We start from the raw sequence: 23,700 nt of genomic DNA on the forward strand, positions 1-23,700 counted from the left end.
GACAGGAGCGTATCGACCATGAAGTTTTTCACAGGATGTGTGGCCGCTGCCGCGCTGGTGCTGGCTGCAACCACCGCTCGGGCCCAGGTTCCAGCCGTCGGTATCGGGGGCGGGGGCTATATCGCGGTGTCGGATTTCGACGGACCGTACGGGCCGGGCGAAGCCGCGCCACTCCCGCCGCCGCGTTACGGCTACGGGTACGGCTATGAGGAGCGCGGCCCGGCGCCTGCGCTGTTGCCGGCCACCGAGGTCTATGCGGTCCTGCGCGACAACGGCTTCTCGCCGCTCGGCATCCCGCGCCTGCGCGGCAGCGTCTACACGATCGCGGTGGTCGACCGCCGCGGCGAGGATGGCCGGCTGGTGATCGACGCCCGCGATGGCCGGATCATCCGCTTCCTGCCGGCCACTGACGCCTACGGCATGGCACCCGCCTATGAGGAACGCGCGGTCGCCCCTTACGGGCCGCAAACCGCGCTGCCGCCGCCAGCCATGGTCCGCAGCGGCCCGCCGCGCCCGCCGGCCGCGATCCCGCATGTGGCATCTCGCACCGTGCCGCTGCCCAAGGCCGCCCCACGACGCGGCGAGACGCCGGCCGCCGTCGCCAGGCCGGCCGAGCCCGCGCCGCAGCAGGCTCGAGCGCCGCAGGCTTCCGCACAGCAGGCCGCTGCCGTGCAAGCAAAGCCTGTTGAGGCCGCTCCGGAAGCCGGGCCGACCGTCGGCCAAGCCAAGCCGGCCCCACCGATCCTGCCCACGCAGAGCATGCCGGCCGCACAGGGGCTGGACTAGCGCTGCAAGTTTGGCGCGACGCTCGCGGGGACGACCTCGGGAGAGATTGAGCAAGACAAGAAGCGCCCGAAAATATCGGGCGCTTCGGTATAAAGGCGGCCTCACCTCAGCTCCGCGGATAGCCCGCCGCTTCCAGGATCAGATTGGCCACCTGCTTCGGATGCGACACCAGCGAGAGATGGCCGGCGTCGAGCTCGATCGTGGTGGCGTGCATGCGCTTGGCGAGGAAGCGCTCGAGATCGGGGTTGATGGTGTCATCGTTCTTCGACACCGCGTACCAGCTCGGCTTGCTGTGCCACGCCGCTTCCGTGGTGCGGCCGGCGAAGATCGAGGCCGCGGTCGGCCATTGCACGGCATAAAGCTCCTTGGCCTGCTCAGGCTTCACGCCATTGGCAAAGTACTTCAGGAAGGCGTCTTCCGAAAGCTTGGTATAGCCATCGCGCTCGACGATGCCGGCGCGGACCGGGCCGGTCGGAAACTGCTTCGACAGCGCGACGAAATCCTCGTTCGCATCGGGCGCGCGCGCGGCGACATAGACGAGGCCAGTCACTTTCGGATCGGTGCCGACCTGGCTGATCACGGTGCCGCCCCAGGAATGCGCGACCAGCACCGTGGGACCATCCTGCTCGGCCAGTGCGCGCTTGGTCGCCTCGACAGAGTCGGCCAGCGACGACAGCGGATTCTGGACCGAGGTCACGTGCAGGCCAGCGGCCTGGAGGATCGGGATCACCTCCGACCAGCTGGAGCCGTCGGCCCAGGCACCGTGCACCAGCACGACGTTCCTGGCCTTCACCGTTTGCGGTGTCTGCGCCTGCGCGAGGCTGAGGGGAGCCGCCAGAAGGCTCGCGGCGACGAAAAGGCTGCGCCAAAGTGACATGGTCGTTCTCCGTCTCGTTTTTTGGGGTCGATGCCCAAAGGACGGAGCGCGCGGCGGCCGCGTTACGCGTCCTCACCGCTCTGTGATGCAGCGCAAAATAAAACGCCCCGGGGCACCGGGGCGTTTCGTAACCTGGAAGTGACGCGCGGTTTACGCGGCGGCTTGCGCGGCCGAGTTCTCGATCACCTGCGCCTTCGGGGCGCCGGTGTTGATCGCGATCTGGCGCGGCTTCTTCGCCTCGGGAATCTCGCGGACGAGATCGACGTGAAGCAGCCCGTTCTCGAGCGAGGCGTCCTTCACCTGCACGAAGTCGGCGAGCTGGAAGGCGCGCTCGAAGGCACGCGCGGCGATGCCGCGGTACAGCACTTCGTTCTTGCTGTTCTCGTTGGCGACCTTTTCGCCCTTGATCGTCAGCGTGTTTTCCTTCGCGACGATGGAGAGCTCGTCCTTGGCGAAACCCGAAACCGCAACGGTGATGCGGTAGGCGTTCTCGCCGGTGCGCTCGATGTTGTAGGGGGGATAGCCGGGGCTGCTGCCGTCCGAGCCGGCCTGGTCGAGCAGGCTGAAGAGGCGGTCGAAGCCGACGGTGGAACGATAGAACGGGGTGAGATCGTAGCTACGCATGGTCAAGTCCTCCATTGAGCGACTGTTGGGTAACCCGCCCGCCAATCGGGCCGGGCTTTCATCTGTGTGCAGCCTGATGTTCCGGTTCCGAAACACTGGTAGCGGCCTGCACGAAGGTGATATGGGTGGAACGAGACGGCGTTCAAGAGGGCGGCATTTGCGCCTTTTCGGCGCTTTGGCCCCTTGATTTGCAGCACTTCGCGCCCAAGCACCTCCAAACATGACGCTGGTCTCGATCCCGTCCAACCCCGTCCCCGAAGACGTTGTCAGCGGCACCATTAAGACCCCCGATGGCGTCGAGCTGCGCTTTGCGCGCTGGGCTCCGCCGGCGAACCGCAAGGGCACGGTCTGCGTCTTCACCGGGCGCAGCGAGCAGATCGAGAAATATTTCGAGACCGTGCGCGACCTGCGCGACCGCGGCTTTGCAGTGGCGATGATCGACTGGCGCGGGCAGGGCCACTCCTCGCGCCGCCTGCGCGACCCGCGCAAGGGCTATGTGCGCGATTTCTCCGATTTCGAGATCGACGTCGAAGCCTTCGTGCAGCAGGTGGTGCTGCCGGATTGCCCGCCGCCGTTCTTCGCGCTGGCCCATTCCATGGGCGGCACGGTGATGCTGCGGGTGGCGCATGCCGGCAAGCGCTGGTTCGATCGCATGGTGCTGTCGGCCCCGATGATCGACCTGCCCGGCCGCACCACCTCGTTTCCGGTCCGTGCGCTGCTGAAGACGATGCGCCTGCTCGGGCAGGGCGGCCGCTATGTCCCCGGCGGCAGCGACCGTCTTACCGGGCTCGATCCCTTCATCAACAATCCCGTGACCAGCGATCCCGTGCGCTATGCCCGCAATGCCGCGATCCTGGAGGAGGACCCGACGCTCGGTCTGGCGTCGCCGACGGTGGCCTGGGCCGATACCGCCTTCCGCGCCATGCACACCTTCAAGCGCGCCAACTATCCCTCCGAGATCCGGCAGCCGATCCTGATGCTGGCGGCCTCCAACGACACCGTGGTCTCGACCGCGGCGATCGAGGAGTTCGCCTATCATCTTCGTGCCGGATCCCATCTCGTGATCGCCGGCGCCAAGCACGAGATTCTGCAGGAGCAGGATCGCTACCGTTCGCAGTTCTGGGCCGCCTTCGACGCCTTCGTGCCGGGCACGCCGCTGTTCAAGTGAGATAGACCCGCGAAGGCGGTGCGCTCCTCGCCCCGTTCTTACGGGGAGAGGTGACGAACAGCTACAGCGTCTTCAGATACTCGATCAGATCGTAGCGCTCGGCGTCGTCCTTGAATGCGCGGCCGATGACGCCCGGCCGTTTCGGCTCGCCGTCCTTGCGCTCGAAGGAATGGCCGAGCACGCTGTTGCCCTGGATCGGCTTGCCGTCGGATCCCGTCGCAGAGAACTCCGTTTCACCCGTCTTGCAGGTTTCGTTTGCGGTGACCGCAAAGCCGACGGTCACGGGATCATAGTCGCGGCGGCCCATGCAGAACCTGGTCGGTCGCTCGCTTGCGGGCTTCAGCAGCCAGTACAGCGAGGGCACCGAGCCGTTGTGCAGATAGGGAGCCGTGGCCCAGATCCCGTTCAGCGGCCGCGCGCGATAGCGCGGATCGGGCGCCGGATTGAGACAGTTCTTGCGCGCCAGATTCCACAATCTCGCCCGCTCGGCGTCCGAGACCTTCTCGTCGTCCATCCATTTGCGGGCGACGAGGTCGACCACCGTCATGAGGCCGAGCGCATAGACCATCTCGTTGGGCGATTTGCTCGCGGTCGGGACCTCGCATTGCCACCATGTCTGGAGGTCGGCCGTGTTCACCTTCAGGAAGGCGGGCACGTCGACGACCCTGTTGCTGAGAATCAGGGACTGCTCGGGATCCGTGTTGATCTCCTTGAGTGGAATCGTCACCGCGTTCAGGACCTTGCTGTCGCCGCTCGGCTCCCAATGCTTCGATGACCAGAAAGCGTCGGTATTGACGGCCGGCAGGTGACATCCGGAACACATCTCCTCGTAGATCTTGCGGCCGTTGTCGGCCTTCTTCTGATCGATCCTCCAGGCGTCACCGAGGATCTGTGACGGCCATTGCGGCGCAAGCAGACCGCCGAACGTCTTGTTGGGCCCGGGCGACTTGAACGGATCGGGGCCCCTCAGCATGTCCTCGATCCAGCCCAGCGTCCTGATATTGACCGAGGAGCGCCAAATCCTCTCCTCCGGATAAGCGTCGGACAGGTTGAGCAGCGCCGTCACGCCGAGCGCTTCGCCGGCATTGCGGATCAGCGGCTGCTCGATCGAGGCGTCGTATTGGGCGAACTTGAACCATGGCACGGTCCAGATCGCGGGGTAGCTGACCGGCGCGTCCTGGGCGTGCAGGTTCTTCTCGAAGCCCTTGACCCCGCTCAGCGCCAGATCCTGCGAGAACACCTGGTTGCCGATGCGGTTGAGGGCATCGAGGCGGCCGAACCCTTCGACGGTGTCCTGCTGCTTCTTGCCGTCCCAGGTCTTCTTGCCCTCGATCGTCGCCTCATAGGTCTTTTGCCAGTCGATCAGGAACGTGCCGATCGCGCTGAGCTTCTGCTTGAGCGCGGCGCGGTCCGTCTTGCTGGCATTGGGGCCGAGCACGCGATCGGCGAAGCGCTGGAAGCGGAACGGGACGTACAGCGTATAGGCGATCGACAGGCCGGTGGAGAGCTCCAGCTTCTTCAGGTCGGTCATGGCCGGGCCGCCGTCGAAGCGGACGTCCACGCCCTGGTAGTGGATCTGGCCGGTGTGGCAGGCCGCGCAGGTCAGCCCGATCATGTCGTCCTCGCGGCGGCCGGTCGCGGGATCGACGACGCCGGTCATCCGCGCGAAGCCGACGGGCAGGCCGTCAACGTTCTCCGCTGGCGTCCACCTGGTCGACCAGTCCGGCACCTGCGTCGTCTCGTAGACATTGGCGTAGCCGAAGCGGCGCAATGTCGTCGTGTCGGTCTGGATCGACTGCGGACTCGGAATGAAGCCGAATCCCTCGAGATAGCCGCTGTCCTTCATCAAGCCTGGCTTCGAGAACAGATGCAGGCGCGGCTGCTCCAGCGCCACGAACCACTCATAGGGAACCGGAAAGGTCGCGGTGCCCTGGCTGGCATGATGGAACCAGTGCCGGTCCTTCAGCGACCAGTTCTGCTCGAGCCAGAAGGCGGCCTTCGTTTCCGGGACTGCAGGCAAAGGCGGCGGCAGGAGGTTCACGAGGATGCCCTTCTGGGGCAGCATGGCGCGGACCTGGTTGGGGAATTCGGCGACCGCGACGAGGGCGACGAGGCCAATGGCGATCAGCACGGCCGCCAGCTTGAGGGCGCCCCGCACCACGCGCTGGCAGGTCGACCGCACCGGCGGGACCAGAAGCCGGTTGATGCGCGCAGGGAATTGGCGCTCGTTGAACAGCGTGCGCACGTCGGCGACGCTGAGATAGCGATCCTCGCCTGTCCCCTTGCCGATGATCTTCAGGAGGATCGGCCATTCGAACTTCATCAGCAGCGGGTAGTACCAGCGCGCAGCGCTGCCGGCGCGCTTGAGATTGTCGCGCATGAAGAGCTTGATATCCGAGGCGTTGAGGCCGAGCTCGGCGCCGCCGTTCGGATCGGTGTAAGTCCGGCCGAAGCTCGCGAACCGCGTAATCTCGTCCTCGTTGACCTTGCCGTCGACGCCGAGGATGCGCGAGCCGGCGCCGCGCTTGTCCAGCGGACCGCCGCGTAGCGCGTCGAGCTGCGCGCCCGAGAAGATGCTCTTCAGGATGTGCTTGAAGCCGTTGGCGATCAGCGCAACGCCGCGGACCTGGAGGCGGGCAGAGGCCTTCTTCAGCCCGGTCTCGCCGGTCGCATTCGCGATCGTCTCCGAGAGCTTGCCGAGCGGGACAGTGCCGCCCGCGACGAAACCTTCACCGACGAGGCCGCGCAGGAACGGGCATGGATTGTTCGGCGACACCGGGATCGAGGGATCGAAGGGAGGCTTCGAAGCGGGATCGTGCATGGCCCAAATCCTGAAAACAGCGAATCGTGAAATGGCGCGCCGATCAAGCGCGGAAAGTCCTAACAAACCGACAGCACAATATACTACTTCAGCGTGTGACGAAGTGTGGCCGATTTCACTGTCGTGTCAATAAGAGCAGGCGTGAGGCCGCCAAGGACCGGAATGGTGTCCCCCGGGCGCCCGTCAGGACTCGGCGGCGCGTTTGACGTCGCTCTGCACCAGGGTCAGCTTGCCGAGCGGCACGCCGGCCTTCAGCAGGCCCTCGCGATAATGGGCGAGATGTTCGGGCTTTTTCCAATGGAAATTGCGCAGGTGGCGGTCGACGTTGAGAGTCGGGTAGTTGCTCATCAGCACGTGGGCGGCTTCGCTCGCCTCGTCGCCACGCCCCAGTTGCGCCAACGCGGCGGCACGAATCGCCAACGCCTGCATGTGGTTGGGGTTGATGTAGAGCTGCTCGCGCGCCCATGACAGGGTCGCGTCATATTGGCGCAACAGATAGTGGCTGAAGGCGTTCAGCGCCGCCCATTGATAGCGCGGGTCGCTGTTGTCGCGTTGCGACGCCATTGAAAACAGCTCGATCGCCTCGCGGTGCTCGCCGATGACGAAATGGCAGATACCGAGCACGCCGCGTGCGCCGTTGTCGTAGGGGTTCAGCGCGACGGCACGCTTGGCGGCGTCCATCGCGGCCTCGTAATGGCCCTCCATGGCGTGGACCCAGGACAGGATCGAGAACGCGAAGGAGGAGCGCGGATCGAGCCGGACGCTGGTTTCGGCGAGATTCATCGCCTCCGCCCACATCTCCCGGGTGCCCTTGACCCAGCCGAACTGGATGCTCTGGATCTGGATCGTGGCGAGATAAGCGTGCGCGATCGACAGTTTTGGATCGAGGCGGATGGCCTCGCGAAACAGGTCGATGGCGGCGGCCGAGTCTTCCTGGGTCAGCCGGTAATAGTGCGACAATCCCTTGAGAAAACGGTCCCAGGCGGTCACATCCGTCGACAGGCGCGCCGGCGCGGAAGCTTCGGCCCGGACGATCTCGGTGGCGATGGCGGCGGACAGGTTGGTGGTGATCTCGTCCTGCATCGCGAACAAGTCGCCGATGTCGCGGTCGTAGCGGCCGGTCCAGAGCTGCTCGCCGGTTTCCGGCGCGATCAGCTCGGCGGTGACACGGATCTTGGCGCCGGCGCGACGCACCGAGCCCTGGATCAGATAGGTGGCGTCGATCTCGCGCGCGATCAGGCGCGTGCTGGTGTTCTTGCCCTTGAAAGCGAAGGTCGAGTTGCGGCTCAGCACGCGATAGAAGGATTGCAGCGACAATGCGTGGATCAGATCCTCGGTGAGGCCGTCGGAGAAATATTCGTCCTGGGCGTCGCTGAGATTGGCGAAGGGCAGCACGCCGACGATCGCCGTCCGGTACTGCTGCGAGAGGGCGGATGCTTCGCGGAGCTCGGGGGCGAGCGCCGGCGCGCCCTCGGGCGTCCAGGTAAAGACGCCGATCGGATCCTTGATGTTCTTGAAGCGGTGGTTGCCGGCATCGACCAGCGGCACGGTGAGATGCTTGCTGGCCTCGCGGAAGGCCTTGGCCGAGATGGCGAAGCCGCCCGGGCTCGCCACCGATTCCAGGCGGACGGCGATGTTGACATCGTCGCCGAACACCTCGTCGTCGTCGGCGATGACGTCGCCCATGTGGATGCCGAGGCGGAACTGCATGGCGCGGTCGGCGGGCAGATGATGGTTGCGCTCCGCCATCAACGTCTGCATCGCGATCGCGGCCTCGGTGGCGCCGACGATGGAGGCGAATTCCAGCAGGAAGCCGTCGCCGGTGTTCTTCACGACGCGGCCGCCGTGATTGAGGATGATGGGGTGGATCGCGGCACGATGAGCCTTGAAGGCAGCATGGGTACCGGCCTCGTCGCTGCCCATCATGCGCGAATAGCCGGCGACATCGGCGCAGACAATGGCAGCCAGACGTCTTTCCATATTCTCGCAGCTCCAAGGGAGGACAGACCGGCCACGGCGTGGCAGTCGCCTCGAATCCCGCATTTCAAGAACCCTGCCTTTATAGAGCAGATGCAGCCGGGCGATAGTAGGATCCGCATTGCAAATTCGAGGTAAATCCCACCCAGTTCCGGCGGTGGACGGCGCGGGACGAACCGACTAAGTGGTGGCGACCGCCCGGACGGCGGCAGGGATACTTCGCATGCTGGGCATTCACGAGATCTGGCTGTTCATCCTGTCGGGGGTGCTGCTCAACGTCACGCCCGGGCCCGATTCCGTCTACGTCATCGGCCGCAGCATGCAGATGGGCTGGCGGGGCGGCGCCGCCGCCGCCTTCGGCATCAGTTGCGGCTGTTTCGTCCATGTTGCGGCCGCGGCGATCGGCCTTTCGGCCCTGCTGATGGCCTCGTCGACCGCCTTCTCGATCCTGAAGCTGGTCGGTGCGGCCTATCTCGTCCTGACCGGGCTTCAGATGCTGTGGTCGCGCCCGGTGCTGGCAGCGGCGATCGACGAGCCGATGCGCCGCTCGCTGCGGCGGGTCTTTCTCCAGGGCGTCTTCACCAACGCGCTCAATCCCAAGGTCGCGCTGTTCTTCCTGGCCTTCCTGCCGCAATTCGTCGCAGCCGATGCGCCGCACAAGCCGCTCGCCTTCCTGACGCTCGGCCTGATCTTCATCTTTACGGGAACGCTGTGGTGCCTGGTGCTGGCGGCGTTCGCGGCGAAAGCCGCCCACCGGCTGCGCCAGTCCGAGGGCGCGATCGCCTGGGTCAACCGCGCGCTCGGCGGCCTGTTCATCTATCTTGGCATCCGCGTCGCCATGTTGGAGCGCCGGTAACTCGTTCGAACGGATGCGACGCGGCCCCGATCGAGGCCGCATCTCGGGAGGTTTCGATGATTCGTGGAAGCTGCCTGTGCGGTGCCGTGCGTTTCGAGATCGACCAAGTGCGTGCATTGACGCACTGCCATTGCGTCAATTGCCGCAAGCTGGCCGGCGCCGCCTTCGCGACCTACGCCCATGTCGATGCCGACAAGTTTCGCTTCGTGGCGGGCGAGGACATGACGGCATCTTACGAATCCTCGCCGGGCAGCATCCGCTATCGTTGCAGGACCTGCGGCTGCCCGACGCCGGGCAAGGCGAGCTATCTCCCGACCGTCAGCATTCCCGCTGGCCTGCTCGATGACGACCCGGTAGTCCGGCCTCGCCTGCACGTCTTCACCTCGTCGCGCGCGTCGTGGTGGACAATCCAGGACGACCTGCCCCAGCACGAAAAATGGGTGCCGGGCTACGGGCCGAAATCGTAAGGCGTTTAAGCGAACTCCTTCGCCAGCGCGCTGCCGGCGAGATAGAGGCCGAGCAGGATCATCGCGATCAGGAACCAGCGACGGAACGACTCGGCCGGCATCCGCGCCCGTACCGACTGGCCGACGAACATGCCGGCAAAGGCCATGGCGAGGCCCACGGCGCCCGGCACGGCATTGCTCGGCGTCAACAGCCCAACGGCGGTGAGGTTGAAGGCGAGCGCCAGCGTCGCCGTCGTGAAGAACACGCCGAGCGCCTGCACCAGCTCGTCCTTTTCCATGCCGATGGCCTGCATGAACGGCATCGAGGGGATCACCTGGACCCCGGTCGAGGCCGAGATCATGCCGGTGACGACACCGACCACGCCGCCGACCCATTTCTCGTTCCTGGGCGCGACGTGGAATTTGAATTTGTTCAGGCCGATCACCGCATAGACGACGAGCAGGACGCCGAGCACGATCGTGCCGTAGCGCGCATGCGGGCCGGTCAGCGCGCCGGCATTGAGCCAGCAGCCGATCACGGTGCCGAGCATCAGCGGCCACAGCCGCCGCAGGATGTCGCGCAAATACGGGCCGACGAAGGTCTGCCAGATGTTGGTGACGATGGCGGGCACGATCACGATGGCGATGGCGCGGCTCGGTGTCATGCTCACCGCAAGCAGGCCCATGGACACCGTCGGCAGGCCGAGACCGATCACGCCTTTGACGAATCCGGCGATCAGGAAGACGGCGGCGATGAGGATGAGGAGCGGGTCGATCATATCGGGCACATTGACCGAAGCCGCGCCGGCGCACAATCTGGAGGTTACGGAGGAAGCCTTCGCTTGAAGCGAAGGCTGGGAGACCTGCCATGCGCTTCGACCTCATCGACCTTCAGCTCTTCATCGCGGTCGCCGACCAGCGCAGCATCACCCGCGGCGCGGAACGCTCGCATCTGGCCCTGGCCTCGGCCAGCGCGCGCATCAAGGGGCTCGAGCACGCGCTCGGCGTCGCTCTGCTCAAGCGCGGCCGCAGGGGCGTCGAATTGACCGCGGCCGGCGAGAGCCTGCTCGATCATGCCAGGCTCGTCATCCACCAGATCGAGGCCATGCGCGGCGATCTCGCCGGCTTTGCCTCCGGCATGCGTGCCAGCGTGCACTTTCTCGCCAACACGTCGGGCCTGTCCGAGCATCTGCCCAAGGCGTTGGCCGGCTTCCTGCGCGAGCATCGCGATGTCGCCGTCGACATCGAGGAGCGCGAGAGCACCGACATCGCGGCGGCGATCACCGCGGGCGCGGCCGATCTCGGCTTCGCCGCCGAGCACGCGCTGCCCGACCATATCGAGCGCTTCGTGTTCAGCGAGGACCGCCTGACGCTGGTGACTGCGCGCCGCGGCCCGTTCGCCGGCCGGCGCCAGATCGATTTTCAGGAGGCGGGAGCCTGCGATTTTGTCGGGCTGACCAGCGCCACCGCGTTGCAGATGCACATTTCGAAGCATGCGGCGCGTCTCGGCATGCGCCCGCATTTCCGCGCGCGGCTGCGTGATTTCGACGCGATCTGCCAGATGGTGGCGGCCGAGGTCGGGGTCGCCCTCGTGCCCGAGGCCGCCGCCCGTCGCTGCGCCAAGCTGATGCCGCTCGCGGTCGTTCGGCTGCGCGATGCCTTCGCCAACCGCCGCCTGGTGATCTGCGCGCGCAGCTTCAAGGCGCTGCCCCGGCCGGCGAAGATGCTGGTGGAGCATTTGAGGGCAGAGGCGGTGTAAGGCGGCGCTTATCCTCTCCCTCCAGGGTAGGATGAGACCCACCTACCGCGCCGTCTCCGCTCCCGCGTCGGTCATGCAAGCTCGCGCTCGCGACTGTTACTGGTTCAAAAGCTTCAGCGCTTCTTCGTGCACCCTGGCGTCGCCGGCCGCGATGATCCGGCCGCCGCCCGGGGCCGGCCTGCCTTCCCAGGTGGTGACGACGCCGCCGGCGCCGGTCACGATCGGGATCAGCGCTGCGATATCGTACGGCTTCAGCTCGGTCTCGACTACGAGGTCGACGTGACCTGCGGCCAGCATGCAATAGGAATAGCAGTCGCCGCCATAGCGCGACAGCCGCGCGCCCTGTTCGATGCGGCCGAAGATGGCGCGATCGCTCTCGTTCATCAGCAGGGGGCTCGTGGTGTAGGACGTCGCTTCCGCGAGCGAGGCGCAGCGGCGGACTTGGAGCCGGCGCTCGCCGGAGGGTCCCTTGTAATTGGCCGAGCCGTTGTCGCCGGAGAAGCGCTCGCCGATGAAGGGCTGATGCATCATGCCGAACACCGGCGCGCCCTTGTGCAGCAGCGCGATCAGCGTCCCCCAGATCGGAAAGCCGCCGATGAAGGATTTTGTGCCGTCGATGGGATCGAGCACCCAGACATAGTCGGCGTCCTCGCGCTCGCTGCCGAATTCCTCGCCGACGATGCCGTGCTGGGGGAAGTTGGCCTTGATCAGCCGGCGCATCACCGCCTCCGCGGCGCGGTCGGCTTCGGTGACCGGATCGAAATCCTTGGTTTTGCTCTTGTCGTCGATCGACAGCGAGGTGCGGAAGAACGGCAGGATGGTTTCGCCGGAGGCGGTGGCGAGCCGTCCGATGAAGGCGGAGAAGTCGATCACCGTCACAGGCCAGGTCCTCGAAGCGAAAGTGGGATGAAGCTCGCCTCCTGCCTAGCTCAATTCGCCTCCCGCGGGCAGCGCTGTCTTGGCTTTGCACCCTGGTATTTTGGATGCCGCAGCGCGTCGCTCCTCATAGCCATCCCTTTCAGTCATCCCTTGGCCAAATATCGATCACAACGTTGAAAACTTAGTTCCGCCCCTGCCTCGTTCGTATGCAAACATCTATCAACCCATTGAAATTCCTTATCAAAGAAACTGAATCTGGGTTTCCCTGGAAGCAACTGAGCCATGTGCGTATTGCATGGGAAATGGCTCAAAAGTCCTTGCACTTTGTGCGGCGCGGTCGCATATTGTTGCGGTGCGGTAGCGCTTGGCGTTACCGCTGCCCTCCTTGGGCGTTTCCTCCCTAGACTTGGGCCGCTTGCGTCATTCGCGAGCGGCCCTTTTTTCTTGCCGCCGCCGTTTTCGTTTTGGGCGCGCAAGCTTGCGAAGCGAAAACGCGATCGCGCTCAGAACATCGTCATTGAAGAGAGAGGCCGGCGACTATTCCGCCGCCGCCTGGAACGGGCCGAGATCGCCGAACGGAATCGTGGTCGCCAGCACGTCGGCAAGAACGCCGAAATCGGTCGCCACCTGCGCAAAGCGCGGACCGCGCTCGCGCCGCCGCTCGTCCATGTAGATTGCGCGGTTGAGCTCGAGCTGCACCGCATGCAGGCCGCTCGCGGGATTGCCGTAATGCTCGGTGATGAAGCCGCCGGCATAGGGCTTGTTGCGGCCGATCGAATAGCCCAGGCCGGTCAAGGTCTCCTCGACCCGGTCGGGCAGAAGCGGCGTGCAGCTGGTTCCGTAGCGGTCGCCGATCACGACGTCGGGCCGGCGCGGCTCGTCGCGGGCCACGCCGACCGAGGGCATCGAGTGGCAATCGACCAGCACCACGGTGCCGAACATCTGGTGCACCTTGTTGATCAGCCGGCGCAGCGCGCGATGGTAAGGCTTGTACAGCGTCTCGATCCGCCCCAGCGCGTCGTCGACGAGAATGCGGTCGCGGTAGATCTCCTGGCCGTCGCCGACCACGCGCGGAATGGTGCCGAGGCCGCCGGCGACCCGCATCGAGCGGGTGTTTGCGAAGCTCGGCAGCCGCCCGGTGAACATGCGCGGGTCGAGCTCATAGGGCTCGCGATTGACGTCGACATAGGAGCGGGGAAAGTTGACCCTGACGGTCGGAAAACCGCGCTCGCTCAAGTGGCCGATCAGCTCGTCCATGAAGGAATCTTCGGACCGCCGCAGCGTCAGCAGGTCGATCCTGGACGCCGCGAGGAATTCGTCCGGATAGGTCGAGCCGGAATGGGGCGAGTTGAAGATGACCGGCGCGCGCCATTGCGCGGGCTCCACGATCTCGAAGGCTGGCGACGTCTCGCCGTCAAACCGGGTCATCTTCTCAGGCTTCGTCCCTTCGCGCCGGGATCTGGCAGGGAGCCAGACCGCATTGATTCGGCCGACGGATGCGGCTCTTATGTGTCGCCATTGTCCGGAATCGCAACCATTCTGCCAAGCGAAAAGATGTACCGGTCCATTGGAACACGTCTTAACCGTGCGGGCAGGGAAGCGGGGACGCGGCGGCGCGGCTCGATTGATTCGAGCCGCTTTCCGGTTCACAAGAGTGCGGCAGCGCAGCCGGCCCAGGGTAAAGATTTTCACCCCAAATTTACCCTCTGTCGGGCTTAGTGACCTCTGCTGATATCCTCTGGGGATGCGACGATTCCTGCCATGCCAAAGATCCTGCTCGCCGAAGACGACAACGACATGCGCCGTTTCCTGGTCAAGGCGCTGGAAAACGCCGGTTTTCAGGTCTCGTCCCATGACAACGGCATGGCCGCCTATCAGCGGCTGCGGGAAGAGCCGTTCGAGATGCTGCTGACCGACATCGTGATGCCGGAGATGGACGGCATCGAGCTTGCCCGCCGGGCTTCGGAACTCGACCCGGACATCAAGATCATGTTCATCACCGGCTTTGCCGCAGTCGCCCTGAACTCGGATTCGGACGCTCCCAAGAACGCCAAGGTGCTGTCCAAGCCCGTGCACCTGCGCGAATTGGTCAGCGAAGTGAACAAGATGCTGGCGGCCTGAATAGGCCCCGTTCCGTCCTTGCACAGGGTCCCTTGAGCCGTTATAGGGACCCCACCCGACGCAAGTGGACTATTAGGGCGCGTAGCTCAGCGGGAGAGCACTACCTTGACATGGTAGGGGTCACAGGTTCGATCCCTGTCGCGCCCACCACGCTTCGCCAAAAGGCTTCGCGTGGCGCAGCCACGCCCAATAACGGCGAAGCGTGTCCGGCGTAGCTCGAAGAGCGAAGACGGACTGGTGCGGGCTTGCTCGGTCTGGAACACGCCCTACCGCCAGGCATTGGTCCGTCATGCCAAAGCCCCCCACAAAATCCTTCAAGCGCGGCGATCACGTCAGCTGGAATTCCGAGGCCGGCCGTGTGCGCGGCCATATCCAGCGCGTGCACAGGAGGGACGTCGACTACAAGGGCTACACCCACCACGCCAGCCCGGACGATCCGCAATATGAGATCAAAAGCGACAAGACGGATCACGTCGCCTTGCACAAAGGGCGCGCCTTGCGGCTGTTGAAGAGCTGACGGCGCCGTGAGCCGAGTCGGCGAGGCGTCCATGGCTCATCCGTTCTTCACCATCGGTCATGCCACACGTTCGATCGAGGAATTCGCCCGATTGTTGCAGGACAGCTCGGTCACGTTCGTGGCCGACGTTCGCACCGTGCCCCGCTCCCGCACCAACCCGCAGTACAATCGCGAGACCCTCCCTCAGTCGCTCGCGGCCGTTTCGATCGGCTACGAGCACATTGCCTCACTTGGCGGCCTGCGCAGCCGCAAGCGCGAGGTGCCGCGCGAGACCAATGCGTTCTGGCAGAACGGCAGCTTCCACAATTATGCCGACCACGCCATGAGCGCGGCCTTTCTTGAAGGGCTGGCGCATCTGCTGGCTCTAGGGCAGGTGCAGCGCTGCGCCATCATGTGCGCGGAGACGTTGTGGTGGCGATGCCACCGGCGGATCATCACGGATTACCTGATCGCAGCCGGCGAGACGGTGTTTCACATTCTCGGACCCGGGCAGGTCAAACCGGCCGAGATGAATCCGGCGGCGCGGGTCGCAGCTGGCGGCCATCTGACCTACCCTGCCGAGAGTTAGCCAATTCTCGCCCACGAGGTTATGCTGACGCTGCACCCTGGCTACGATGTGGCCATGCGACACGAGCCCGGCCATGAGCATATCCGTCATCGAGCAAGCCAAGATCCAGGCGCAGGTGCTGGTGCCGCTGGTTAGGGCGCTCCAGGCCGAGCTCGGCGAGGCGCGCGCCAACGCGCTGGTGCGCAAGGCGCTCGGCGATCTCTATCGCGGCTTCGGCGAGCAATTCTGGAAGGCCAAGAATCAAGACGAGAACGACGCGGATCTCGGCAGGGCGGTCTCATCGGCCTTCAGGACCTACGCGCGCGACGACGCGCTCGCCTATGATGTCATCGAGCAGTCGCACGACGTCTTCGCCTTCGACGTGACGCGTTGCGCCTACGCCGAGTTCTACAAGGCGCTCGGCGAGCCGGAGCTGGGCTTTCTCCTGGTCTGCACCGCCGATTTCGCCACCGCGGAAGGGTTCGGTCCCGACGTCAGGCTCACGCGCACGCAGACCATCATGCAGGGCGCGCCTCATTGCGATTTCCGCTACCGGCGCGATGGAGGCGGATCGCAGTGAGGGGAAAGACGCGGACGATCTGTCTCGCCGTGGCGATACTGGCGCGGAGGTGTGGTAGCGTTGAGCGCCATGTTGTCGCCTCACATTCCGTCATTGCGAGCGCAGCGAAGCAATCCAGAATCTTTCTGCGCTTCGTCCGAATCCGTAACTGTCACCCTGAGGTGGCCGCTTCTTCAGCGGCCCTTGAGGGCAACGGCCCCCGCTATATCGGGGGTCGTTCATCCTTCGAGGCTCAGCGCAGTGCGGACGCACTGCGCTGCTCACACCTCAGGATGACGAAGTTGAGAGTCTGCTCCCGAGCAGCATGTCCTTCAGCCCGGTCGGATAGAGGCTCGGACCGCCGTCTACGTCGAGATCAGCAAGGTCGAACCAGCGCGCGACAATTTCTTCGCCATTGTCCTCGCGGAAGTCGATGCAGTCCTGGCCGGCGAATGCGCCATCCGGAAACGCGACCTCCGCGATGAACATCACTTCGTGCCCGGTCGAGCCTTCGTGCACAAAGATGTTCTCCATCGCCCGCGACTCGCTCGTGATGGCGACGTCGACGCCGAGCTCTTCTTTGAACTCGCGCACCAGCGCAGCCTGCCAGCCTTCGCCGAACTCGATCTCGCCGCCGAGCGGCCGCACGCCCTTGATCCGGCCCGCATCGTCGCGCACCTCGGCCGCCAGCAGCCGCCCGTCCCGCCAATGCAGGCCGAGTGCGACGACGCGGATGTGGGGATGGGGGCGCCACGTGGTCATGGAGGCATGGTTAGGCCGTCTCATCAGCTTTCGCAACGAGGGTAGAGCGGGTTTGAAAGCGAGGCGGCTGCTGCTTGCTCCGCCATTGCGAGCGCAGCGAAGCCATCCCCTTTGCGGCACAGCTCCGTCGCTGGGATCAATGCGTTGATCCTGATCAAGGTAGTCGCAACCAGATGGGGCAAGCTCAACGAGAAGGTGCAAACCGGGGGATTGACCGTGCGAGCCTGTCTCTTTGCGCTGACGTTCGTGATCGGCCTTCTCGGATCGTCCGTGGTGCATGCGGGTTGCTGGCCGAGCGATAGCTTCAAGATCTTCTGCTGGATCGACACCAAGGGTGTGGATTGTTCGGCGCACCACGCGCTGACTAGCGCCAAAGTAGTGACGTCCTCATATCCGAGCCAATCCATCTATGAGTTCGAAACCACGCATTGGTGGACTGGTCCTGCCATCACGGCGTGCCCCCCGAGCAAGACGATCAAGTACATCAGCGTTTGGGACCGCGCGACGGGCAAAGCGGAGGAAAAGGCGTCAATCGGCGGCTGGTCGTCATGGTCACGCTACATCTATTGCAGCAATAACCCATGGACCGGGCAAGGCCCGTCGACGGTGCCTATTTGCTCAGGGCCCGCCGACGACCCAAATGTGGGGCAGCCAGTGACCTCGGCGATGCTTTCGCAAAGTCAGAGACTGAATCTGCTTCAGGTCCAGGAACCGCTCCACACGAGGTGCCTGCAGGTCGAACCCGATCCATTCAGTCCGACATGGCTTACGGGAAAGCCATTGTCGAGGTCGTCGTTTCGCACCATGAATATCAAAAAATCGAATGGCATCGCTTCTTCCAGGAATTCTATTCCTCCGACGGTTGGAAGGAAGTTCCCGCGCCCAAGACGAAGATCCCGTTGTTTTCGACAAAAAAATACACCGAGCGCCGCGTCGCGACCACGACAGGACGGTTCTGGCTCAACAAGCAGGGACGTTGGAAGATCGTCGCAATCCCGAAGCCGACCTCGTTCGCCGCCCAGCTGGTCGCAACGACCGAAACCAACGAATGCCCGGGGGCTCTATTCAATATCCAATAACGGCAGATCGACGAAAAGGCCGCTCCCGAAGTGCGTGTTGTGACGTCGACAGCCATGTCCGGGCCCGCAAAGGCCCCCAGCTCCGCCAGCCTGTCTGTTGTGAAGGGCCGGTCTGCGCAATGACGTCGCAGCAGAAGGTCGTGGTCGGCCGCAGCCTCTCATAGCCAGGGAGCAAGCCGCCGGTACTCTGAGCTAGATCAAGCTGTCCGGAACTCGCGTGAATATGCTCAGTCAGCATCAGTTCGGAGAGTTCAAATGGCAGTCCAGGACGTCTTGCTCGCTCTCACCAGCTATCCTCACCCGACCCCAGTCGCGGTGATCGACCGCGCCGTATTGCTGGCTTCTCTCCTCGACGCCCGCGTCGCGACGATCTCCTGTGAAATTCATGTCCAGGTGCCTGGCAGCTTCGGGCAGATAAACCGCTGAAGGCGGCGAGCGGATTATGCCCATGGACGCCCAGCCGTTCGAGCAGGAGAACAAGAAATCCCCGGTGTTTCATGCCAGGGGTCTTTCGAAGACCTATCGAATGGGTGAGATCGAGGTGCATGCGCTACGCGACGTCGACCTCGACATCTTCGAAGGCGAGTTCGTCGTGCTCCTCGGGCCGTCCGGATCGGGCAAGTCGACCCTGCTGAATATCCTGGGGGGCCTGGACAGCCCGACGTCGGGCGAGGCTCATTGGCGCGATCATAATCTGGTCGGCGCGACTGATGCGGAGTTGACCCGGTACCGGCGTGAACACGTGGGCTTCGTCTTTCAGTTCTACAATCTCATTCCCAGCCTGACGGTGCTCGAGAATGTCGCGCTGGTGACTGAGATTGCGGACAAGCCGCTCGAGCCGCGGGAGGTGCTTGCGCTCGTCGGGCTCGAAAAGCGGACCGATCACTTTCCCTCGCAGCTGTCCGGCGGCGAACAGCAGCGCGTTGCGGTTGCCCGTGCCATCGTCAAGTCGCCGGATGTGCTCTTGTGCGACGAGCCGACGGGCGCGCTGGACTACGAGACCGGCAAGGTGGTGCTGGCGGCGATCGCGCGAGCCAACGAGCGCCTCGGCACCACAACGATCATCATCACGCACAATGCTGCAATCGCGGGCATGGCGGATCGCGTCCTGCGGCTCGGCGGCGGGCGGATCGTCGGCGAGGAGCGCAATGCGCATCGGCTCTCGGCAGACGAGGTGCACTGGTGAGCCTGCTCGATCGAAAACTGCTGCGTGACATCGGCGCGATGCGGGGCCAGGTGCTGACGATCGCGCTGCTGGTCGCAGCCGGCGTCGCCGTCTTCATTGGGTCGGTCTCCACTTACGAATCGCTCAATGCGGCCGTGGAGCGCTTCTACGGGGCTGCGCGGTTCCCGCAGATCTTCGTGACGCTCAAGCGGGCGCCGCTGTCGATTGTGCCGCAGCTCGAAGCGATTGCCGGCGTTGCCACGGTCGAGCCCCGCATCGTCCGTGAGGTCATCGTCGATTGGCCCGCTGTATCCCAGCCGGTGTCGGCGCGGTTGGTGTCGCTCAGCCGTGCGGGCGACGAAAGGCTCGCCCGCCTTCATTTGCGCCGTGGCACGGCGCCCGAGCCGGGCTCTGCGAGAACTGCAGCGATTAACGAAGCGTTCGCGGAAGTCAACGGAGTGAACCCCGGAGACGACGTCCGCGTCCTGCTCAACGGGAAGGTGGAAGCCTTTCACGTCTCCGGCATCGCGCTTTCGCCCGAATATGTCTATGCGGTCAAGCCGGGCCTGCCGATTCCCGACGATCGGCTCTATGCGATCCTTTGGGTCGACCGCAGTGCGGCGGAAGCCGCCTTCGATATGAAGGCAGCCTTCAACGACGCCGTCATTTCGCTGGCGCCGGGCACCGATCCGAAGCCGGTTATCGATGAATTGGACCGGTTGCTTGAACAGTACGGATCGGTCGGCGCCGTCCAGCGGCGAGATCAGCCTTCCAACCGCTTCCTCGAGGATGAACTGAACCAGCAGAAGGTGATGTCGATTACGATTCCGTTCATCTTCTTCGGGGTTGCGGCGTTCCTGCTCAACAGCGCTCTGGGGAGGATCGTGGTGGTCCAACGCGAGCAGATTGCCGCGTTGAAGGCGCTGGGCTTTCCAACCTCGGCGCTGACCGTGCACTATCTCAAGCTCATTCTCGTTATCGTGCTGATTGGATCTGCGCTTGGCATAGGAGCCGGCTGGAGCTTCGGGAAAGCGATGATTGCAAGCTACGAAAGCTTCTTTCGCTTGCCCGACCTGCCGTTTCGGCTGACGCCGTGGTCGTTGGCGCTCGGGATTGCGATCAGCCTGGCTGCGGCATCGCTTGGCGTCCTGACAGCGCTGCGGCAGGTCGTCCGGCTGGCGCCGGCGGTCGCCATGCGGCCGGCGGCGCCCTTGGGCTTTCGCCGCTCGTGGATCGAAGCACTTCTGCCAAGCAACGCGATCAGATCTCGCCTGCTGATGATCTTGAGGAACACCGCCGGACGTCCACTTCGTTCGCTGCTGACGGTCGCCGGGGTCGCCTTTGCCGTCCCAATGATGGTGCTTGGAATCTTTTGGCGCGACGCGATCAACGAGATGATCGACCTGCAGTTCAACCTGGTGGAGCGCGGCAACGCGACGGTGACGTTTCCGCACCCCATGGACCGGACCATCATGCGGGACCTGGCTCGTGAGCCCGGTGTCTTGGCGGTGGAAGGACAGCGCATCGTGCCGGTGCGACTACGCGCCGGGCAGCAGAGTTATTTGACCTCGGTGATCGGTCTATCCACGGGAGATGAGCTGCGGCGGCCGCATGATGCCATGCTGCGCCCGATCGCGGTCAGCCCCGACGGGATGACGCTCACACGGCGGCTTGCCGAACGGCTCGACACGAAGCCCGGTGACGTCCTCACGATCGAGGCGATGGAAGGACGACGGCGCAAGCGTGATCTGCCGGTCAGTGCCATCGTCGACGAGGCGATCGGAATGGCATCTTACATGGAGATCGAGACCCTGAATCGCTTTACCGGCGAGGGTGCGGTGATTTCCGCGGCGAGCCTGTATGTCGAGCCGACTGCGATGATGGCCTTGGGGCAAAGGTTCAAGAGCTTGCCGACCATCGAATCGGTCACGATGAAGGCGTATGCGCTCACGTCGTTCATGGAGAAGATCGCCGGTCTCGTGTTCGTGACCGCCGGCATCCTTGCGGCCTTCGCCACCATCATCACGGTAGGGGTCGTCTACAACAGCGCGCGCATCAGCTTGCAGGAGCGCGCATGGGAGCTGGCCAGCCTGAGGGTGCTGGGCTTTACGCGCGGCGAGGTTGCGAGCATCCTGTTTGCCGAGTTCTCTATCGAGATCGTGCTGGGGATTGTGATCGGCCTGCCGCTCTCTCATGCCATTATCGGACTGATCGCCAGATTTCACTCCAACGAGAGCTTCCAGATACCTGCCGTGATCGCTCCGCAGACTTATCTCGTTGCCGTCGGCGTCGTCCTCGCTGCGGCTGCCGCCAGCGCCGGTATTGTCAAAGGCCGTGTTGATCGAATCGACTTGGTCGCGGCTCTCAAGACCAGGGAATGAACATGCACGTCACGGGCCGTCATGCCGCAATTGTTGCCGGACTCTTGGCCGCCGCCGGATTTACGGCCTGGCTCCTGATTCCAGCCTCAGTGCCGGTCGAGACGGCAGCTGTGACAAAGGGGAGGTTCACCGCCACCGTCGATGAGGATGGCAAGACGCGCGTCCGCGAGCGGTACGCGGTCGCCGCACCGCTTGCGGGGCGGCTGAGCCGGATCCGGTTCAAGGTCGGCGATGAAGTTCAGGTCAACGACGCCGTCGCCACGATCACCCCATCCCCGGCTCCCCTGATGGACCCCCGGACCCGCCGAGAGGTCGAGGAAAGATTGGGAGTGGCCGAAGCCAATCTGGAGCGCGCCAGGGCGGTCGTCGAGCGGGCCAAGGCGCAGAGCGATCACGCCAACACTGATTTGACCCGGGCACGGACGCTGGCCCAGCAAGGCGCGGCGACGACGCAGGCGCTCGAGCGTGCAGAGCTTGCGGTGCATCTCGCCGACCGCGATCTTCGAGCGGCGGAATTTCAGAATCATGCCGCCGAGCATGAGATCAGCCAGATGCGTGCATTGCTGGCCCGCTACGGCAACGATGGCAACGGGCACCCGGATAGCTGGAACGTCGTGTCGCCTGTTGCCGGCGTGGTGCTGAAGGTCGCGCAGGAAAGCGAAACGATCGTGCAGCCGGGTACACTCTTGCTTGACGTCGGCGACGCCGGCGATCTCGAAATCGTTGCCGACGTTCTCAGCACCGATGCGGTGGAGATCCGCCCCGGAGCCGACGTCAGCATCGACAATTGGGGCGGGGAGGGAAAGCTGAAGGGTCGGGTGCGCCGGGTCGAGCCGGCGGCTTTCACGAAGGTCTCGACTCTCGGGGTCGAGGAGCAAAGGGTCAATGTTCTCGTCGACATCCTTTCGCCCCGGGAGCAGTGGGCGCGACTTGGAGATGCCTATCGGGTGGATGTTCAGATCACCGTCCTCGCGCGGGACGAAGCCACGATCGTCCCATCGGGCGCGCTGTTTCGTCGGGGCGAAGGCTGGAATGTCTATGTTGCGAAGGGCGGGCGGGCCGAACTGCGTCAAATCGAGCTCCTGCGCCGCTCCGGCCGCTTCGCGGCCGTCGCTTCCGGCCTCGCGCCTGGTGAAGAGGTGATCGTCTATCCCAGCGACCGAGTTGCGCCGGACGTGCGTATCGCACCCAGATCACCTTGAAGAGATCGCCGGCGGTGGCGAATGCAGTCGCCCTCATGCGCCGACATCGGCCGCGATGACGAGCACGTCGAGAGCCTTCGGCTCCGACCTAACCGACCAGATATTCTTCACCGCCGCCTCGTCCATGCGATCCCGTTGCCGGACGCCTCGCTCGGCAGCGCAAAAGCCGTCCTTGATTTGCAGCCGCGTCGAAAGCACCGCGTCGGTCCCAGCCAGTGCGCGGTCGGCGTCACGCAGAGCAGATGCACGCTGACTTCCGAGAAGATGCGAGGACATCTCGATACCAGCGTGATGCAATACGTCGGTACCGTTTCCGCGGGTCGCGCCGCGGACCAAGTCAACCGCGCTTGCTGACCCGGGCGTAAGGGACTAGTTTAAGTTGTACGACACATCGCGCATAGTTAGCTTGTTACTGGGCCGGTCGAATGTACGGTCCAAAGGAAGGATGCTCCCGTGGATCTAAAGGATCCTCCCAGCGAGCAGGCAATCATCGCAGGGCTTGGCAAACGCACATTGGCCGAGCGTAGCCGATGGTTGGCTCCGGCAGCCGGCAGCGGGAGCAAAGCAGTCTTCACAGCTCTGGCAGCGCTTTATCCAACGCATAATGACATTCAGTACGAAGTGCTCGACGCGATGAAGGAGCTCAACGCGCGCATGGATGGCGCGTGTGCCGCCGAATTCAGCGCCGCGCTGCAGGCCGAATACGGACGCCTGCCGGCGGATTCTCCGGCGATGCAGTCCAGGTTCCTGCTGGATTTGCTGTGCTACGCAAGACGTGCTCCGAAAGGTCTGCAACCTCTTGTTCAATGGATACGCGGCCTGGCCGAGACGAAGGGGCTCCAGGTTGCGGATCCGCTTGCCCAGAATATCCTGGCTCTCGCCGATCTCGCTCTCGGGGCGTCTGGCGATGCCGCAGCCCTCAAACGCGCCGTCGAGGCCTGGCTTGCGGGCAATATAATGGAAGGGGACGAACTCATCGCAGTTTGCGCGGACCTGCGGACCCCCGAACTCTGGGACCCCTTGCAGAAAGTACTGCGCGCAGAGCCCGAGCGTGACGATTGGCTGGCTTTGGCGCTGGCATATTTCAACTACGCCGCGGCGTTGAAGCGGCCACCCGACCCCGATCTTTTGGCCCGCTACCGGGAGTTGGCGGCCATGCCTTTCCGTGAATAGC

25 protein-coding genes and 1 tRNA gene are annotated in these 23,700 nt (G+C 64.4%); 16 read left to right on the plus strand and 10 right to left on the minus strand.

What is annotated here, in order from left to right:
- Positions 1–18 precede the first annotated feature (18 nt).
- Positions 19–786: a hypothetical protein gene (locus tag K410_RS0107255; protein WP_028134229.1), complete on the plus strand. Its 768-nt coding sequence runs from the start codon at positions 19–21 to the stop codon at positions 784–786.
- A gap of 106 nt (positions 787–892) precedes the next feature.
- On the opposite strand, the gene K410_RS0107260 is transcribed toward K410_RS0107255, so the two are convergent.
- Both K410_RS0107260 and K410_RS0107265 read right to left on the minus strand, forming a co-directional pair.
- Entirely contained in the window at positions 893–1,663 is a 771-nt protein-coding gene (locus K410_RS0107260; protein WP_028134230.1) for an alpha/beta fold hydrolase, read from the minus strand.
- Positions 1,664–1,813: 150 nt separating this feature from the next.
- Complete coding sequence (locus K410_RS0107265; RefSeq protein ID WP_028134231.1) at positions 1,814–2,287, minus strand: Hsp20 family protein; 474 nt, start codon at positions 2,285–2,287, stop codon at positions 1,814–1,816.
- A gap of 220 nt (positions 2,288–2,507) precedes the next feature.
- Here K410_RS0107265 and K410_RS0107270 point away from each other — a divergent pair, with 220 nt between their 5' ends.
- A complete protein-coding gene (locus tag K410_RS0107270; RefSeq protein WP_028134232.1) occupies positions 2,508–3,455 on the plus strand; it encodes an alpha/beta fold hydrolase in 948 nt (315 codons plus the stop codon).
- Positions 3,456–3,516: 61 nt separating this feature from the next.
- Here K410_RS0107270 and K410_RS0107275 read toward each other — a convergent pair whose 3' ends face one another.
- Together K410_RS0107275 and K410_RS0107280 are read right to left on the minus strand one after the other, a co-directional pair.
- Positions 3,517–6,276, minus strand: a complete 2,760-nt coding sequence (locus K410_RS0107275; RefSeq protein ID WP_028134233.1) for a di-heme-cytochrome C peroxidase — start codon at positions 6,274–6,276, stop codon at positions 3,517–3,519.
- Between the two features lie 183 nt (positions 6,277–6,459).
- A complete protein-coding gene (locus tag K410_RS0107280; protein ID WP_028134234.1) occupies positions 6,460–8,256 on the minus strand; it encodes an adenylate/guanylate cyclase domain-containing protein in 1,797 nt (598 codons plus the stop codon).
- 220 nt (positions 8,257–8,476) lie between these two features.
- Between K410_RS0107280 and K410_RS0107285 the strand changes: the two genes are divergently transcribed.
- Together K410_RS0107285 and K410_RS0107290 are read left to right on the plus strand one after the other, a co-directional pair.
- Positions 8,477–9,109, plus strand: a complete 633-nt coding sequence (locus K410_RS0107285; protein ID WP_028134235.1) for a LysE family translocator — start codon at positions 8,477–8,479, stop codon at positions 9,107–9,109.
- A gap of 56 nt (positions 9,110–9,165) precedes the next feature.
- Positions 9,166–9,576, plus strand: coding sequence for a GFA family protein (locus tag K410_RS0107290; RefSeq protein ID WP_028134236.1), 411 nt, complete (start codon positions 9,166–9,168; stop codon positions 9,574–9,576).
- A gap of 5 nt (positions 9,577–9,581) precedes the next feature.
- On the opposite strand, the gene K410_RS0107295 is transcribed toward K410_RS0107290, so the two are convergent.
- Positions 9,582–10,334 carry a sulfite exporter TauE/SafE family protein gene (locus K410_RS0107295; protein WP_028134237.1) on the minus strand — a complete coding sequence of 251 codons (753 nt, stop codon included), beginning with the start codon at positions 10,332–10,334 and terminating at the stop codon, positions 9,582–9,584.
- An 89-nt stretch (positions 10,335–10,423) separates the two neighbouring features.
- On the opposite strand from K410_RS0107295, the gene K410_RS0107300 reads away from it, so the two are divergent.
- On the plus strand, positions 10,424–11,314 hold the full coding sequence (locus tag K410_RS0107300; RefSeq protein WP_028134238.1) for a LysR substrate-binding domain-containing protein: 891 nt from the start codon (positions 10,424–10,426) through the stop codon (positions 11,312–11,314).
- 96 nt (positions 11,315–11,410) lie between these two features.
- Here the strand turns inward: K410_RS0107300 and hisN are convergent, their stop codons facing one another.
- Together hisN and K410_RS0107310 are read right to left on the minus strand one after the other, a co-directional pair.
- Positions 11,411–12,193 carry a histidinol-phosphatase gene (gene hisN, locus K410_RS0107305; RefSeq protein ID WP_028134239.1) on the minus strand — a complete coding sequence of 261 codons (783 nt, stop codon included), beginning with the start codon at positions 12,191–12,193 and terminating at the stop codon, positions 11,411–11,413.
- A gap of 537 nt (positions 12,194–12,730) precedes the next feature.
- On the minus strand, positions 12,731–13,621 hold the full coding sequence (locus K410_RS0107310; protein ID WP_028134240.1) for an N-formylglutamate amidohydrolase: 891 nt from the start codon (positions 13,619–13,621) through the stop codon (positions 12,731–12,733).
- A 333-nt stretch (positions 13,622–13,954) separates the two neighbouring features.
- Between K410_RS0107310 and cpdR the strand changes: the two genes are divergently transcribed.
- From cpdR to K410_RS0107335, 5 genes are all read left to right on the plus strand, one after another.
- A complete protein-coding gene (gene cpdR / locus K410_RS0107315; protein ID WP_007597092.1) occupies positions 13,955–14,314 on the plus strand; it encodes a cell cycle two-component system response regulator CpdR in 360 nt (119 codons plus the stop codon).
- Between the two features lie 75 nt (positions 14,315–14,389).
- Positions 14,390–14,464, plus strand: a tRNA-Val gene (locus tag K410_RS0107320).
- Positions 14,465–14,603: 139 nt separating this feature from the next.
- Complete coding sequence (locus K410_RS0107325; protein ID WP_028134241.1) at positions 14,604–14,831, plus strand: hypervirulence associated TUDOR domain-containing protein; 228 nt, start codon at positions 14,604–14,606, stop codon at positions 14,829–14,831.
- 31 nt (positions 14,832–14,862) lie between these two features.
- Complete coding sequence (locus K410_RS0107330; protein ID WP_028134242.1) at positions 14,863–15,399, plus strand: DUF488 domain-containing protein; 537 nt, start codon at positions 14,863–14,865, stop codon at positions 15,397–15,399.
- Positions 15,400–15,472: 73 nt separating this feature from the next.
- Positions 15,473–15,958: an L-2-amino-thiazoline-4-carboxylic acid hydrolase gene (locus K410_RS0107335; RefSeq protein ID WP_028134243.1), complete on the plus strand. Its 486-nt coding sequence runs from the start codon at positions 15,473–15,475 to the stop codon at positions 15,956–15,958.
- A gap of 267 nt (positions 15,959–16,225) precedes the next feature.
- Here K410_RS0107335 and K410_RS0107340 read toward each other — a convergent pair whose 3' ends face one another.
- Positions 16,226–16,699, minus strand: a complete 474-nt coding sequence (locus tag K410_RS0107340; RefSeq protein WP_028134244.1) for an NUDIX hydrolase — start codon at positions 16,697–16,699, stop codon at positions 16,226–16,228.
- 23 nt (positions 16,700–16,722) lie between these two features.
- Positions 16,723–17,106 (minus strand): hypothetical protein, encoded by a 384-nt coding sequence (locus tag K410_RS40960; protein WP_028134245.1) that lies wholly within the window; start codon positions 17,104–17,106, stop codon positions 16,723–16,725.
- Positions 17,107–17,280: 174 nt separating this feature from the next.
- Here K410_RS40960 and K410_RS40965 point away from each other — a divergent pair, with 174 nt between their 5' ends.
- The 5 genes from K410_RS40965 (at position 17,281) to K410_RS0107370 (ending at position 22,526) form a co-directional block, all read left to right on the plus strand.
- Positions 17,281–17,778, plus strand: coding sequence for a hypothetical protein (locus tag K410_RS40965; RefSeq protein WP_245269333.1), 498 nt, complete (start codon positions 17,281–17,283; stop codon positions 17,776–17,778).
- A gap of 255 nt (positions 17,779–18,033) precedes the next feature.
- Positions 18,034–18,204 (plus strand): hypothetical protein, encoded by a 171-nt coding sequence (locus tag K410_RS38315; protein WP_245269334.1) that lies wholly within the window; start codon positions 18,034–18,036, stop codon positions 18,202–18,204.
- A 22-nt stretch (positions 18,205–18,226) separates the two neighbouring features.
- Positions 18,227–18,964 carry an ABC transporter ATP-binding protein gene (locus tag K410_RS0107360; RefSeq protein ID WP_028134247.1) on the plus strand — a complete coding sequence of 246 codons (738 nt, stop codon included), beginning with the start codon at positions 18,227–18,229 and terminating at the stop codon, positions 18,962–18,964.
- The gene (locus K410_RS0107365) at positions 18,961–21,324 is read left to right on the plus strand and encodes an ABC transporter permease (protein ID WP_028134248.1); all 2,364 of its coding nucleotides are present in this window, start codon (positions 18,961–18,963) and stop codon (positions 21,322–21,324) included. The genes K410_RS0107360 and K410_RS0107365 overlap by 4 nt, the downstream gene beginning before the upstream one ends.
- A complete protein-coding gene (locus K410_RS0107370; RefSeq protein WP_028134249.1) occupies positions 21,321–22,526 on the plus strand; it encodes an efflux RND transporter periplasmic adaptor subunit in 1,206 nt (401 codons plus the stop codon). The genes K410_RS0107365 and K410_RS0107370 overlap by 4 nt, the downstream gene beginning before the upstream one ends.
- Positions 22,527–22,559: 33 nt before the next feature.
- Here the strand turns inward: K410_RS0107370 and K410_RS40970 are convergent, their stop codons facing one another.
- On the minus strand, positions 22,560–22,862 hold the full coding sequence (locus K410_RS40970; RefSeq protein WP_245269335.1) for a hypothetical protein: 303 nt from the start codon (positions 22,860–22,862) through the stop codon (positions 22,560–22,562).
- 117 nt (positions 22,863–22,979) lie between these two features.
- On the opposite strand from K410_RS40970, the gene K410_RS0107380 reads away from it, so the two are divergent.
- Complete coding sequence (locus K410_RS0107380; protein ID WP_155253276.1) at positions 22,980–23,699, plus strand: hypothetical protein; 720 nt, start codon at positions 22,980–22,982, stop codon at positions 23,697–23,699.
- The last annotated feature ends 1 nt before the right edge of the window (position 23,700 follow it).

It is taken from the genome of Bradyrhizobium sp. 22 (assembly GCF_000482425.1).
Lineage (GTDB): Bacteria > Pseudomonadota > Alphaproteobacteria > Rhizobiales > Xanthobacteraceae > Bradyrhizobium > Bradyrhizobium japonicum_B.

Excerpts from the sequence above, each read along its gene's own strand:
- K410_RS0107370 (WP_028134249.1), top strand. The coding sequence starts at position 21,321 with ATGAACATGCACGTCACGGGCCGTCATGCCGCAATTGTTGCCGGACTC.
- K410_RS0107330 (WP_028134242.1), top strand. The coding sequence starts at position 14,863 with ATGGCTCATCCGTTCTTCACCATCGGTCATGCCACACGTTCGATCGAG.
- K410_RS0107260 (WP_028134230.1), bottom strand. The coding sequence starts at position 1,663 with ATGTCACTTTGGCGCAGCCTTTTCGTCGCCGCGAGCCTTCTGGCGGCT.
- K410_RS0107340 (WP_028134244.1), bottom strand. The coding sequence starts at position 16,699 with ATGACCACGTGGCGCCCCCATCCCCACATCCGCGTCGTCGCACTCGGC.
- K410_RS40965 (WP_245269333.1), top strand. The coding sequence starts at position 17,281 with ATGGACCGGGCAAGGCCCGTCGACGGTGCCTATTTGCTCAGGGCCCGC.
- K410_RS0107360 (WP_028134247.1), top strand. The coding sequence starts at position 18,227 with ATGGACGCCCAGCCGTTCGAGCAGGAGAACAAGAAATCCCCGGTGTTT.
- K410_RS0107335 (WP_028134243.1), top strand. The coding sequence starts at position 15,473 with ATGAGCATATCCGTCATCGAGCAAGCCAAGATCCAGGCGCAGGTGCTG.
- K410_RS0107265 (WP_028134231.1), bottom strand. The coding sequence starts at position 2,287 with ATGCGTAGCTACGATCTCACCCCGTTCTATCGTTCCACCGTCGGCTTC.
- K410_RS0107280 (WP_028134234.1), bottom strand. The coding sequence starts at position 8,256 with ATGGAAAGACGTCTGGCTGCCATTGTCTGCGCCGATGTCGCCGGCTAT.
- K410_RS0107275 (WP_028134233.1), bottom strand. The coding sequence starts at position 6,276 with ATGCACGATCCCGCTTCGAAGCCTCCCTTCGATCCCTCGATCCCGGTG.
- K410_RS40960 (WP_028134245.1), bottom strand. The coding sequence starts at position 17,106 with ATGGATTGGCTCGGATATGAGGACGTCACTACTTTGGCGCTAGTCAGC.
- K410_RS0107295 (WP_028134237.1), bottom strand. The coding sequence starts at position 10,334 with ATGATCGACCCGCTCCTCATCCTCATCGCCGCCGTCTTCCTGATCGCC.
- K410_RS0107255 (WP_028134229.1), top strand. The coding sequence starts at position 19 with ATGAAGTTTTTCACAGGATGTGTGGCCGCTGCCGCGCTGGTGCTGGCT.
- K410_RS0107310 (WP_028134240.1), bottom strand. The coding sequence starts at position 13,621 with ATGACCCGGTTTGACGGCGAGACGTCGCCAGCCTTCGAGATCGTGGAG.
- K410_RS0107285 (WP_028134235.1), top strand. The coding sequence starts at position 8,477 with ATGCTGGGCATTCACGAGATCTGGCTGTTCATCCTGTCGGGGGTGCTG.
- K410_RS0107325 (WP_028134241.1), top strand. The coding sequence starts at position 14,604 with ATGCCAAAGCCCCCCACAAAATCCTTCAAGCGCGGCGATCACGTCAGC.
- K410_RS0107300 (WP_028134238.1), top strand. The coding sequence starts at position 10,424 with ATGCGCTTCGACCTCATCGACCTTCAGCTCTTCATCGCGGTCGCCGAC.
- K410_RS0107290 (WP_028134236.1), top strand. The coding sequence starts at position 9,166 with ATGATTCGTGGAAGCTGCCTGTGCGGTGCCGTGCGTTTCGAGATCGAC.
- K410_RS38315 (WP_245269334.1), top strand. The coding sequence starts at position 18,034 with ATGGCAGTCCAGGACGTCTTGCTCGCTCTCACCAGCTATCCTCACCCG.
- K410_RS0107270 (WP_028134232.1), top strand. The coding sequence starts at position 2,508 with ATGACGCTGGTCTCGATCCCGTCCAACCCCGTCCCCGAAGACGTTGTC.
- cpdR (WP_007597092.1), top strand. The coding sequence starts at position 13,955 with ATGCCAAAGATCCTGCTCGCCGAAGACGACAACGACATGCGCCGTTTC.